This is a genomic window from Halorhabdus sp. SVX81, from assembly GCF_029207715.1.
GTDB lineage: Archaea > Halobacteriota > Halobacteria > Halobacteriales > Haloarculaceae > Halorhabdus.
The window spans coordinates 699,234-711,165 of the sequence record NZ_CP104322.1 but is presented as its reverse complement, the minus strand read 5'-3'; the positions used below and the strand labels follow the sequence as shown (position 1 = coordinate 711,165).

Here is an 11,932-nt window from a genome sequence, read left to right as displayed (position 1 = left end):
GCCTTTCGCACCCGAGTTTTCTGTAAATACACCGTCGAATTCCGGCGAGAGCGCCGGCGTTTGCTATCAAACACGATAATGGTACGGAAGCATTTATCCCGGCAATTCGCCAACCTGGGAAGTAGAACCCATGCCAGAAGTATTGATCGCGGACGACTCGGAGTTCATGCGGAACCTGCTACGCGAGATCTTGGAGGAGGATCATCAGATCGTCGACGAGGTCGAGAACGGCGTCGAAGCCGTCGAAGCGTACAAGGAAAACGATCCCGACCTCGTGATGATGGACATCGTGATGCCGATCAGGGACGGCATCGAGGCCACCGACGAGATCAAGACAGAGAGTCCCGATGCGAACGTGATCATGTGTACGAGCGTCGGCCAGGAGGAGAAGATGAAAGAGGCCGTCAAGGCCGGCGCGGACGGATACATCACGAAACCGTTCCAGAAGCCAAGCGTCATGGAAGCCATCGAGGACGTTGTCCCCTCATAGATGAACGTCGACATCCAGTCGCTCGGGACGTTCAATGAACTCGCCCACGAAGGGGCAAAGCAAGCGACAGCGTCGATGTCCCAGATGACCGGGATCGACGCCGACGTGGACGTGACCCAGATCACGCTGATGGATCGGGCAAACGTCGGCGAAGCGCTCGGCGAACAGGCGTTCGTCGGCGTCGAATTCGACTTCGAGGGGGAGTTGTCGGGCCAGACGGTACTGGTGCTCGACCAGGCGTGTAGTGAAACGTTGACGGGGGCACTACTGCCCGGGGACGGCGCTGGCGGGGACATGGCGAAAAGTGGGGTCAAGGAGATCGGCAACATCATGATGAGTGGGTTTATCGACGGGTGGGCTGATTACCTCGAGACCACGATCGAACACTCCCCACCGACGTACATAGAAGGGACCGGCAAGGGGATCCTACCCACATCGGATACGGCTACCCCGGACGACCAGGTGTTCGTGTTCAAAAGTGAGATCGAGTGGGTCGACGAGTCCGTCGACTTCTACATCTACATGTTGCCGGATCAAGACTCGCTCACGGAGGTCATGGCGGACCACGTCGACGCTGAGGAAGACGCGATCCCGGTGGACAAACTCCACGTCTTCAACCGCATGACCAGGGAGGGGACCAGGCAGGCAGCCGAAAACGTCTCGATGATGACCGGGATCGACGTGGAAGCGGAAGTGTCCCAGATCAACTTCGCTCGGATCGAGGACGTCCCAAAGCAGGTCGGTACCGACCAGTACGTCGGGACGGCCGTCGAGTTCACCGGGCTCCCGAGCGGCTTCCTGCTCGTCTTGTTCGATGAAGCCTCGGCGAAAAACGCGGCCGAGGCGCTAATGCCGACCGAAGTCGACGGCGACGGGCTCACCGATCAACACACGGCGGCGATCGAAGAGCTGGGCAACATCATGACCAGTGGATTCGTCGACGGGTGGGCAAACGTCCTCCAGACGTCGGTCGATCATACGCCGCCGCGGCTGGTTCATGACATGGGGCGGGCCATCATCGACCCGCTGGCAGCCCAGGTCGGCCAGCAGCAGGACCACGCCTTCGTCATCGACTCGCGGATGCAGACCGAGGACGTCGAATTCGAGAGTGAGATCTACGCGTTGCCAAACGACGAGGAACTCCGGCAGGCACTCGAAGCATTGGCGGTCGAACGGGCAGAAAAGACTGACGCGGATCCCGAGGAAATATTCCAGTGATGAAGGTCTACGACGGATCGGGGACAGAGCAGACGAGTACCCCCGAACGAATCAAGGTCGGGATCGCCGAGTACGACGTCTCGACGGACGGGGCGACATTGACGACCAGCGGCCTGGGCTCGTGTATCGGGGTTGCGCTTCACGATGCGGAGACCGGCGTCTCGGGACTGGTTCACGTGATGCTCCCGGTCGCCGAGGAAGTCAACGGCGGCAACCCGGCGAAGTTCGCCGACACCGGCGTCGAGACGCTGGTCAGCGAACTCGAGGCGCACGGGGCGGACCGATCGAGCATGATCGCGAAGATCGCCGGCGGGAGCGACATGCTCGACTTCTCGAAGAACGGGTCCGGTATCGGCGTCCGGAACGCGAACGTCGTCGAAGAGACGCTTTCGGAACTGGATATCCCGATCGTCGGCGAGGACGTGGGCGGCGACCACGGGCGCTCGATCAGACTCGAAGGTGAAACCGGCGAACTCATCGTCAAAAGTGCAAATAGAGAGTCAAAGCGACTCTGAGCCGGTATAACAGTCGGTGTGTAGTCCAGTTCCAGTGAGACATAAATAAACAGTCATACCGCCCCGGCTGCCACACCGACTCCCAGGGCGTTCCCAATATCGATACCAGGGCCGCTCTGCGGGAAGGTATGGGCATAATCGCGAGGCGTCAGACGCTAATTTCTGGACAATATTGCTGAAGGAAACCATCAGTTATCAAATATGATACTCTAGACGGTAGATTGAAGGGCGCGTACGGGAATAATTTTCCCAATGAGTACTCTCTCGCTATTCCAGTCCGGGGCTGTGGTCGGCGAGGTGGGTCAACCCCTCCTCGACGCCACGGGCGGCTGGATCGTCGAGTCGGTCGGCTCGGTGTCGGCCGAGCCACTCGCCGTCGCCATCCTGACGACGGGAGCGCTCGGAATGAGTATCCGGTCTGTCTTCGACTCGATCCTCTCCGACGAGGGGGACGCTAGCAGTTCCGTCGACGGGGGCGGCGACGACGGGTTGATGCCCGAGGAGGGTGGCGACGATCTGGACGATCTGGGTGGCGGGTTCGGCGGGGGAGACGACGATTTCGGCGAGTTCGAGGACGACGAGTTCGGCGGTATGGAGGGCGGTGGCGGTGCGGACACCGACGAACTCCAGCACCGTCTCGACGAGCTCGAGACGGAAGTCGGGAGCCTCTCTTCGACGGTCAACACGGTCCGAAACGAGAACGAGCAGATCTCGGAGACGGTCGACGACGTCGAGGAGAACGTTCGAAAGCTGCTTGACATCTACGAGATGGTGACCCGTGGGGTCAATCCGTTCGCGGACGACATCGACGCGGGCGGACTGGGCGGCCCCGGCGACGAGTCCTTCGGTCTGTTCGACGACGGCGGCGATCAGACCGAGGAAGAAGATCTCGACGAAGGGATCGCCAACGCTGACGCAGAGGGGTTCTTCGACGAGGACTTGGTCGAAGATGGCGACGATCTGGAAGCCGATACCGACGTTGGCGACGTCCTCGACACCGACGAAGACGCCGGAGGAAGTGGTGACGCGATCGAAGACGAGTTCGACGACGACTTCGAGATGGACGACGACGAGTTCGGCGACATCGATGACGGATTCGACGACGATTTCGAGATGGATGACGGTGGCGACACCGACGATGGGGAAAATGACGGAGACGGCGAAGGCGGAAAGTCCTTCGCGGAACTCAAAGACGAGTACGAATCCGGCGATGCCGAGTGGGCCGAAGGCGAGGAAAAGGAGGGCGAAGCGAGTCCCGGAGAATCGGTCGAGGATGGCGAGGACGACGCCGACGAGCTCCTCGCGGAGGATGCTGCGGATGTCTTAGAGGAGACGGGCGACGAAGACGAAGCCGATGGCACGGGCGACGGGCTTGCCGATGACGAACTGTTCGATACGGTCATCGAGGACGACGGGAACGAAGCGGACGAGGTCGAACAGACGGAGACCGTCGAGGAGACTGTGGTCGAGGAGACAGCGGAGCCGGTCGACGACACCGCCGATCCGGACCAGGAGACGGCCACCGAAGAGGCCGTCGACCACGAGCAACCGACCGAGCCAGAAGCCGACACGACGGCGGGCGAGACGACCGCCGAGGCGGAGACAGAGACGGCGGACGACGACGACGGGAAGCCGTACCTCACGGCGCTCCCCGATGGGTTCCTCGCCGACTTGATCGTCGTCGAGTGGCTCGAGTTCTTAGTCGAGGAGGTCGGCGTTCGAGATACGGCGGAGGCTATCGACTACTACGAGCGCATCGACTGGATCGACGAGTCCGTCGCCGACCAGTTGCGGGCGTACCTCAAAGGCTTCGACGAAGGTGGCGAGGCCGCGAGCCTGACTATCGACCACCACACCAGGAGCCTGCGGTACGTGAGCCAGCTCAACGGCGGCGGTGCCGAGTCGATCGCCCTCCAGCAGGTGCCACGCCAGACCGGAGGTGGCCCCGATGGGATTCAGCGTTAGTGGTTCGGCGGCGATCCTCCTGGTGGCGTTTTTCGTCGCCTTTGGAACCTTCTACAGCGCCGCCTCGAACTCGATGGAAGCAGTCAACGACGCCCGGTCGGCCGCCCAGGACGATCTGCTCGCCCAGCAGAATACGGCGATCAATCTGACAGACGTGACGGTAGCGTACAACCTCACCGGAAATCGGCTATATTACGTGAACGCGACCGTCGAGAACACCGGGGCGACCGGGTTGAGTGTCGGGGATACGGACTTTATGGTCGATGGAGCCCTGCAAACGGCGTTTCTCGATCGGGCGGTCGGTAGCGACAGTTCGACCGACATCTGGGCGACTGGCGAGCGACTCACCGCAAACATGACCGTTCCGAACCAGCCCGACCGGCTGAAAGTCATCAGTGGTCCGGGCGTGGCCGATACGGAGGTGGGACTGAGTGGCTAGCGTCTCGGCGTCGCACTTGATCATCTTCATCGCGAGCATCCTCGTGGCGGCGAGCGTCGCGGGGACGATCACCAGTACCGTCGGTCAGCTCAGCGGCGCGGTCGACGATCTCGGCGTCGACGCCAGCCAGGAGGTCCGGACGGAAGTCGAGATCATCAGCGACAGCGGTGCCCAGATTTACGACATCGACGGGGACGGAAACATCACGCTGTACGTCAAAAACACCGGTTCCCAGCGGTTACCGGCCGATGGAACCGGGATGGACGTGCTCGTCGACGGGGCCTACTGGACCGATATTGGCTTTACCGTCGTCGACGGCGACTACTGGCGGCCGGGCAACGTCATCCGGATGGAGATCTCGGCACCGGATCTCTCGACCGGCGATCACCGCGTCCAGGTGACGATCAACGGCGACAGGGAGGTGTTCGAGTTCAACACATGAGCATCGCAACGACTGACCTGTACTCGCTTGGTCTCGACGAGCGCGACAGACTGAACAAGGAACTCGGTGGCGGCATCCCGCCCGGCAGCATCGTCCTCGTCGAAGGGGATTACGGGGCCGGGAAATCAGCCATGAGCCAGCGCTTTGCTTACGGGCTCTGTGAGGAGGGCCAGACGGTCACGATGCTCTCGACGGAGTTGACCGTTGGCAGTTTCCTCGATCAGATGCATAGCCTCGACTACGGCATGGTCGAGCATCTCCTCGACGAGAACCTGCTGTTCTTGCACGCCGACATCGGCGACTCCAACACCTTCCAGGGCGGCGACGAGGAGAGCGACCGGATGGACCTGCTCAAACGGCTGATGGACGCCGAAGTGATGTGGGACACGGACGTCATCATCATCGACACCTTCGACGCCATCCTCCGGAACGACCCCAAGTTCGAGGCCCTGGTCCGCCAGAACGAGGAACGCCAGGCCGCCCTGGAGATCATTAGCTTCTTCCGGGACGTCATCGCCGAGGGGAAGGTCATCATGCTCACAGTCGACCCCTCGACGCTCGACGAGGACGCGATCGGCCCCTTCCGGGCGATCGCCGACGTGTTCATCGAACTCGAAATGGTCGAGGTCGGCAACGACGTCCGCCGACAGATCTCGGTGAAACGCTTCGCCGGCATGGGCGAACAGGTCGGCGATACCATCGGCTACTCCGTCCGGTCGGGGACGGGGATCGTCATCGAATCACGCAGCGTCGCCTAACGAGGACTACACATGACAGATCACGGCAGACCCAAACCGTCGGACGAACTCCGCCAGCACGCAGCCAGGCGGCCACATCTCCGTGATCACCTCCAGAAGTTCAAGCAGATCACCGGCGAGTTCCCGATGTTCGTCGAGGAGGCCGACGGCGAGTACGAGACCAACCGCCCGAACATCCTCTATCCCGTCGGCGGCCCGATCTACACCCACATCTACGGCGACATCGGCCAGGACATCAAGTACTACGCGATCGAACCGGAACTCGCGGACGACGAGCGGACGGTCTTCGAGAAAGTCCGCAACCGGCTGCTCGAACGCAGCGTGATGAAACCCGCGCCCAGCGAGGAGGCCGAGTACGACGACCGGATCGAGGAACTCCTCCAGGAGACTACGAACGTCAAGAGCCGCGAGAGCGGCAACGGCGTCATGAGTCGGCTGGGCGACATCACCAACCTCGGGAAGGTCGACGTCACCGAGGAGACCTACGAGAACATCCGCTACCGGCTCAATCGGGACATCGTCGGGCTCGGACCGCTGGAGCCGGTGATGCGGGACCCGGCCAACGAGGACATCCACGTCATCGGTCCCCACGAGTGTTACGTCGATCACTCGGTGTACAGCCTCATCAAGACGACCGTCGACTTCGGCGAGGACGGCCAGTACGAGCAGTGGCTGCGCAACATGGGCGAGCGGATCGGCGACCCCGTCTCCGACAGCGACCCGATCATCGACTCGACGCTGCCCGACGGGTCGCGTATCAACATCATCTACTCCGACGACGTCTCGCTGAAGGGGCCCTCCCTGACCATCCGCCAGGGCGACGAGGTGCCCCTGTCGATCTTCCAGATTACGAAATGGGGGACCCTGAGCCCGGAGCTGGCCGCTTACCTCTGGCTCGCGCTGGAGAACGAACAGACGGTGTTCGTCGTCGGGGAGACGGCGTCAGGGAAGACCACGACGCTGAACTCCATCATGTCGTTCATCCCCCGGGACAGCAAGATCTACACCGCCGAGGACACCTCCGAGGTGCTGCCGCCACACGACACCTGGCAGCAACTGTTGACCCGCGAGGGCGACGACGAGGGCACCGACGTCGACATGTTCGACCTCGTCGCCGCCGCCCTGCGTTCGCGGCCCGACTACATCATCGTGGGTGAGGTCCGTGGCGAAGAGGGGCGGATGGCCTTCCAGGCCGCCCAGACCGGCCACCCGGTCATGCTGACGTTCCACGCGAGCGACATCGTCTCGATGATCCAGCGGTTCACGGGCGACCCGATCAACGTCCCCGAGACGTTCATGGACAACGCCGACATCGCGCTGTTCCAGAACCGGGTCAAGCAGGGCGACGACGTCCTTCGCCGGGTCACCTCGGTTCAGGAGATCGAGGGCTACTCCAAGGAGATGGACGGCGTCGTCACCCGCCAGAGCTTCTACTGGGACCCCGTCGAGGACGAGATCGTCTTCCAGGGGATGAACAACTCCTTCGTGCTGGAAGAGCAGATCGCGACGCTGCTGGGCTATGAGGACACCCGTGACATCTACGACGACCTGCAGTTCCGGGCGAACATCATCAAGCGGGCGATCCAGGAGAACGTGCTGGGCTACCACGAGGTCAACGAGTTGATCGAGAACTTCCAGCGCGACGGCGTCGAGGGACTCCCCTTCGACATCCACCGCCAAGACTGATGGCCTCCGAAGAAGCCACCCTCGACCTGACGATTTCCGGGACGATAGCCTCGCTACTGGAATCCTACCGCGGGATGGGGATCCCGATCCAGCGATACCTGCTCGGAATCCTCCTCCCGGCGTTCGTGTTCTTTCTCGGCACCCTCGGCGTCGCGGTGCTGGTGAACCTGCCGCTGGCGATCAAGGTGCCCTTCCCGCTGCTCGGGCTGTTGTTGCTGGGGGCCGCCGTGTTCTACCCGAAAGTGCGACTCTCCCAGCGCAAACAGGCGCTGAACAACCGGTTTCACCTCATGGTCACACACATGACGGTCCTCTCGACGACCAAGATCGACCGCATGGAGGTGTTCCGGGCGCTCGCCGAGGAAGAGGAGTACGGCGAACTCGCAACGGAGATGGGACGGGTCGTCGAGCTGGTCGACACCTGGAACCTGAGTCTGGACGACGCGTGTCGCCGCCGGGCGAAAGAAGTCCCGAGCGACGCCCTGGCGGACTTCTTCGACCGACTTGCCTACACCATGGGTGCGGGCCAAAGTATCGACGACTATCTGCTCTCGGAGCAGGACATGATCATCGAGAACTACAAGACGCTCTACGAGGGGACGCTTGGCAACCTCGAAGTGATGAAAGACCTCTACCTGTCGATGATCCTCTCGATGACGTTCGCCCTGGTGTTCGCGGTCGTCCTCCCGATCCTGACGGGGACGAACCCGATGATGACCGTCAGCGCTGTCATCGTGCTGTTCATCTTCGTCCAGACTGGCTTTTTCGTCGCGATCCGCTCGCTGGCTCCCTACGATCCGGTCTGGTATCACCCCGAAGAGATCACCTCGCCGATGGAACGCAGACTCAACGTGAGTTTCGCCGTCGGTGTCGGGCTGACGTTCGTGTTCGGGTTCATCAGTTTCGGCGGGTTCGCCGGGATCAGTCCGATCACGCTCGACATGCTCTTTTTCTTCTGGGATCCGGTGCCACTGTCGATTTACGCGGTCTTCCCGATCACACCGCTGCTCATCCCGGGGCTCGTCATCCGACGGGAGGAAAAGAAGATCAAGGCCCGTGATCAGGAGTATCCCAGTTTCATCCGTGCGCTCGGATCAACCGAGGGTGCCAAGCAGTCGACGACAGGCGCGGTCCTCGAATCCCTCCGTGAGAAGGAATTCGGGCCGCTCAGCGAGAACATCGACAACCTCTATAAACGGCTGAACATGCGGATCGAACCCGAGAAGGCCTGGCGACACTTCACCGCCGAGTCCCGATCGTACCTGATCCAGACGTTCAGCGAGATGTACCTCATCGGCCGGAAGATGGGTGGCAGCCCGAAACAGTTGGGCGAACTCATCAGCGAGAACATGAACGAGGTCCTGCAGTTGCGCCAGCAACGCGATCAGGAGACGACGACGCTCATCGGCGTGCTGTACGGCATCTCCGCGGCCGCGACCTTCGCCTTCTTCATCGGGCTGCAGGTCGTCAACATCCTCTCGGAGATGAGCCTGAACCTGCAGACGGGGTCGAGCAACTTCGAGGTGGGCTCGCTCATTCACACCTCGGTGTACCAGATCCCGATCATCGAGTTCCTGCTGATCACCGTCGTGATCTTCAACGCCCTGCTGTCGTCGCTGATGATCCGGACGACCGACGGCGGCCACAAGCTCAACAGCTACATGCACTTCGTCGCGCTGTCGTGGATCGGGGCGCTGGTCGCGATCTTCACGAAGTTCGTCGTCTCCAGCGTCATTAGCATCTGATCCCCGCCAAGCTCGCGAGGATGGGCGCCGCTGACTTCCAAATCACGCTGGGCTGCTCCGGAGCAGGCACCGTCAGCGCCCGGATCACGTTCCTTTTGGCTCTCGGCGACTTCGTCGAGGTATGACCGATACGACGGAGTTTCTGGCTGGCGAGCGCCCCGAGGACATCGCCTTCTTTCTCCACGAGGACAGCGTCTCGAACCTCGAATCACTCGAAGACCACGCAACGACTGTCGAGAACGGTATCGTCCTCGTCCTCCCGGGTGAAGAAGGCCGGAGCGCGTTCCAATCGGTCGTCGGGATGGATCCGATGGGGCTGGCCCAGCAGGCGATGGATACGCCGGGCGAGATTCACGACGATCTGACCGGTGGCAATTGCCCGGTGAGCGGCGAGGACCCCGAAGCCGATCACACGGCCAAGTTCGTGTTCGCGTTCGCCGAAGCCCAAAACGAGGAGGTCGGCGGGCTCTACGCCGAGGGTGACGTGATCCACGCCTACGCCGTCTGTACCTGCGGCGAGACCTACAGCGAGAAGTGGCTCGCCGAAGAGACGGCGTGACCGATTGCAGGACGGGCGCTCACAGCGTCGCCAGATAGGCTATCCAGTAGAGGACGCCGGTCGCGCCGGCCCCGGCGATGACGACCGCCGGGACAGTCCGTCCTGCCTCGACATGAAGCTTGTACCCCCAGTAGATCGCGAGTAGCCCGACGATCGGCAGGATAAGGAGCGAGATCGCAGCTGCGATGATCCCGCCCCAGAAGTACAGCCGGCCGTCCTCGTTTGCGTCCCGGAACCGCTCTCGTACCGATGGAGTCGTTTCGTCCATTTCGAACAGCCGATAGACTGACTAACCAGTCAGTCAATATATCTGCCGTGCCACCAACGCAGTTCGGCCGGCAGAACTGGAAAGGGAGGCCAGGATGGCTCCCCTCCCGGGGTCAGTATCAGTCGTCCGTCGCGGTCGGCTCGATGGCGGTCCCGTCAGTGCTGATCTTCGTCTCCGTCAGATCACCCTCGCGCCAGGTCCCGCGACGATACCATAGGTAGGCAACAGCCGCCCCGACGACGTTCGAGACGGCAAACGAGACCCAGATGCCGGGGGCACCGAGCGCGGCGGCACCCACCCAGGCGACGGGGAACCGGATTCCCCCGAGCGTGACCACGGCGATCGCTGCGGCTGTCAGCGTCTCGCCGGCACCCCGGAAACTTCCCGTGTAGGCCCGCAGGATGCCGATGAAGCCGAACGAAAGTGCGACGTATCGCAGGAATTGTGACCCGGCGGAGACGACAGCCTCGGCGTTGTCCTGGCCGGCACCCACGAACACCGAGATGATCGGTTCTGGCACGGCGAAGACGGCGAGTCCAACGACGGTGAGGACACCGAAGAGGAACGTCGCGGCGAGCCGAGTAGCCCGCTGAGCGCGGGCCGGCCTGTTCGCGCCGATGTTCTGGCCGGTCATCGTCTCGACGCCGCGAGCGACAGCGGTCGCCGGCAGGAACACGACCGAGAAGATCCGCGTCCCGATGCCGTAGGCCGCGACCACCGGATCCGAGAACGTCGCGACGACGAACAGAAGCAGGTTCATCGAGAGCGCGCGGCCGGTCCCCTCGATCGATGCGGGAAGCCCGATCCGGACGAGTCGGCGGAAATAGTGGAGATCCGGGACCATATCGCGGAGGTGGATTTCGAGCCCGCGGGTCCCGCGAAACATGATTGCGAGCCCAACAACGAGGGCGAGCGCTCGGGAGAACACCGTCGCGACGGCCGCCCCCTGAATGCCGAGTTCCGGGAACGAAATCGTCCCGACGAGGGGGACGTTTTCGACGACGGTCCACCCGAAGATCAGGAACGGATCGATGACGATGTTGACGACGACTGACCCGAACATGACGACCATCGGCGTGATCGTGTCGCCACACCCGCGCATGAGGGCGACGAACACCGCAAAGCCGAACATGAACACCAGCCCCAGCGAGATGACCTCCATGTAACTCGTCGCGAGGGGCAACACGGACGCCGACGCGCCCATGATCCCCAGGAACTGATCGACGAAGAGATAGCCGGCCCCACCCAGCAGAAGTGAGGCGAGGACGGCGAAGGTGACCGTCTGGGACGCGGCGTATTCGGCCTCTCGCTCCTCGTCCGCGCCGGTGTACTGGGCGACGAGGATGCTCCCCGCGACCGAAATCCCCATACCCAGCGAGATGACCAGAAACACCATCGGGAACGCGAAACTGATCGCCGCCAGCGCGTCGGTGCTGTATTGCCCCAGCCAGAACGTATCCGCGAGGTTGTACGCCGTCTGAAACAGGTTCGTGATGACGATGGGCATCGACAGGAAAAACAACGGTTTGCCGATGGCTCCCGACGTGAGGTCGAACTCCTCGGGCCCCTTGAACAGCGCGCCGAGGCGGTCCCGAACACCCATTATCGACACCCGTCCAGCAGGTCAGGGGTGAACAGTTCGCGGCCGATGGCTCGAACGCCCGGCCCGTTCAGCGGCCTGCCGAAGGGGGTCTCCCGGACTGGATGACGGAACCGACGCCATGGAGGCCCGGGTTCCGGGATGGTCCCCGCGTCCCGCCCGCGGTCCGTCACAGGCTGCACACAGACCCGACAATGCGTCTCTTCAGAGAAGGTCCTGAGTGAAGCGTCGACGATCACAGTAGATA

Annotated in this window: 12 protein-coding genes; 10 read left to right on the top strand and 2 right to left on the bottom strand. The window is 62.4% G+C overall.

Translation table 11 applies throughout. The annotated features are described in order from the left end of the window. Positions 1–130: 130 nt before the first annotated feature. The 10 genes from cheY to SVXhr_RS03350 all read left to right on the top strand — a co-directional run bounded on the left by cheY (position 131) and on the right by SVXhr_RS03350 (position 9,817). On the top strand, positions 131–490 hold the full coding sequence (gene cheY / locus SVXhr_RS03395) for a chemotaxis protein CheY (protein ID WP_275739455.1): 360 nt from the start codon (positions 131–133) through the stop codon (positions 488–490). After that, complete coding sequence (locus SVXhr_RS03390; protein WP_275739453.1) at positions 491–1,708, top strand: chemotaxis protein CheC; 1,218 nt, start codon at positions 491–493, stop codon at positions 1,706–1,708. It abuts the gene before it with no gap. After that, entirely contained in the window at positions 1,708–2,223 is a 516-nt protein-coding gene (locus SVXhr_RS03385; RefSeq protein WP_275739451.1) for a chemotaxis protein CheD, read from the top strand. The genes SVXhr_RS03390 and SVXhr_RS03385 overlap by 1 nt, the downstream gene beginning before the upstream one ends. Before the next feature lie 252 nt (positions 2,224–2,475). Continuing rightward, positions 2,476–4,188 carry a FlaD/FlaE family flagellar protein gene (locus SVXhr_RS03380; protein ID WP_275739449.1) on the top strand — a complete coding sequence of 571 codons (1,713 nt, stop codon included), beginning with the start codon at positions 2,476–2,478 and terminating at the stop codon, positions 4,186–4,188. Further along, positions 4,172–4,627 carry a flagellin gene (locus SVXhr_RS03375; protein ID WP_275739447.1) on the top strand — a complete coding sequence of 152 codons (456 nt, stop codon included), beginning with the start codon at positions 4,172–4,174 and terminating at the stop codon, positions 4,625–4,627. Before SVXhr_RS03380 ends, SVXhr_RS03375 begins: the two co-directional genes overlap by 17 nt. After that, the gene (locus tag SVXhr_RS03370; protein ID WP_275739444.1) at positions 4,620–5,069 is read left to right on the top strand and encodes a flagellar protein G; all 450 of its coding nucleotides are present in this window, start codon (positions 4,620–4,622) and stop codon (positions 5,067–5,069) included. Before SVXhr_RS03375 ends, SVXhr_RS03370 begins: the two co-directional genes overlap by 8 nt. After that, positions 5,066–5,827, top strand: coding sequence for an ATPase domain-containing protein (locus SVXhr_RS03365; RefSeq protein ID WP_275739442.1), 762 nt, complete (start codon positions 5,066–5,068; stop codon positions 5,825–5,827). The genes SVXhr_RS03370 and SVXhr_RS03365 overlap by 4 nt, the downstream gene beginning before the upstream one ends. 12 nt (positions 5,828–5,839) lie before the next feature. Then, entirely contained in the window at positions 5,840–7,513 is a 1,674-nt protein-coding gene (locus SVXhr_RS03360) for a type II/IV secretion system ATPase subunit (protein ID WP_275739440.1), read from the top strand. Next, positions 7,513–9,258, top strand: a complete 1,746-nt coding sequence (flaJ, locus tag SVXhr_RS03355) for an archaellar assembly protein FlaJ (RefSeq protein WP_275739438.1) — start codon at positions 7,513–7,515, stop codon at positions 9,256–9,258. The genes SVXhr_RS03360 and flaJ overlap by 1 nt, the downstream gene beginning before the upstream one ends. A 121-nt stretch (positions 9,259–9,379) precedes the next feature. After that, entirely contained in the window at positions 9,380–9,817 is a 438-nt protein-coding gene (locus tag SVXhr_RS03350) for a DUF5807 family protein (protein ID WP_275739436.1), read from the top strand. Between the two features lie 19 nt (positions 9,818–9,836). On the opposite strand, the gene SVXhr_RS03345 is transcribed toward SVXhr_RS03350, so the two are convergent. Beyond that, the gene (locus SVXhr_RS03345) at positions 9,837–10,085 is read right to left on the bottom strand and encodes a hypothetical protein (protein WP_275739434.1); all 249 of its coding nucleotides are present in this window, start codon (positions 10,083–10,085) and stop codon (positions 9,837–9,839) included. A 118-nt stretch (positions 10,086–10,203) separates the two neighbouring features. After that, positions 10,204–11,688 carry an MATE family efflux transporter gene (locus tag SVXhr_RS03340; protein WP_275739432.1) on the bottom strand — a complete coding sequence of 495 codons (1,485 nt, stop codon included), beginning with the start codon at positions 11,686–11,688 and terminating at the stop codon, positions 10,204–10,206. Positions 11,689–11,932: the final 244 nt, after the last annotated feature.

Excerpts from the sequence above, each read along its gene's own strand:
- cheY (WP_275739455.1), top strand. The coding sequence starts at position 131 with ATGCCAGAAGTATTGATCGCGGACGACTCGGAGTTCATGCGGAACCTG.
- SVXhr_RS03390 (WP_275739453.1), top strand. The coding sequence starts at position 491 with ATGAACGTCGACATCCAGTCGCTCGGGACGTTCAATGAACTCGCCCAC.
- SVXhr_RS03385 (WP_275739451.1), top strand. The coding sequence starts at position 1,708 with ATGAAGGTCTACGACGGATCGGGGACAGAGCAGACGAGTACCCCCGAA.
- SVXhr_RS03380 (WP_275739449.1), top strand. The coding sequence starts at position 2,476 with ATGAGTACTCTCTCGCTATTCCAGTCCGGGGCTGTGGTCGGCGAGGTG.
- SVXhr_RS03375 (WP_275739447.1), top strand. The coding sequence starts at position 4,172 with ATGGGATTCAGCGTTAGTGGTTCGGCGGCGATCCTCCTGGTGGCGTTT.
- SVXhr_RS03365 (WP_275739442.1), top strand. The coding sequence starts at position 5,066 with ATGAGCATCGCAACGACTGACCTGTACTCGCTTGGTCTCGACGAGCGC.
- SVXhr_RS03360 (WP_275739440.1), top strand. The coding sequence starts at position 5,840 with ATGACAGATCACGGCAGACCCAAACCGTCGGACGAACTCCGCCAGCAC.
- flaJ (WP_275739438.1), top strand. The coding sequence starts at position 7,513 with ATGGCCTCCGAAGAAGCCACCCTCGACCTGACGATTTCCGGGACGATA.
- SVXhr_RS03350 (WP_275739436.1), top strand. The coding sequence starts at position 9,380 with ATGACCGATACGACGGAGTTTCTGGCTGGCGAGCGCCCCGAGGACATC.
- SVXhr_RS03345 (WP_275739434.1), bottom strand. The coding sequence starts at position 10,085 with ATGGACGAAACGACTCCATCGGTACGAGAGCGGTTCCGGGACGCAAAC.
- SVXhr_RS03340 (WP_275739432.1), bottom strand. The coding sequence starts at position 11,688 with ATGGGTGTTCGGGACCGCCTCGGCGCGCTGTTCAAGGGGCCCGAGGAG.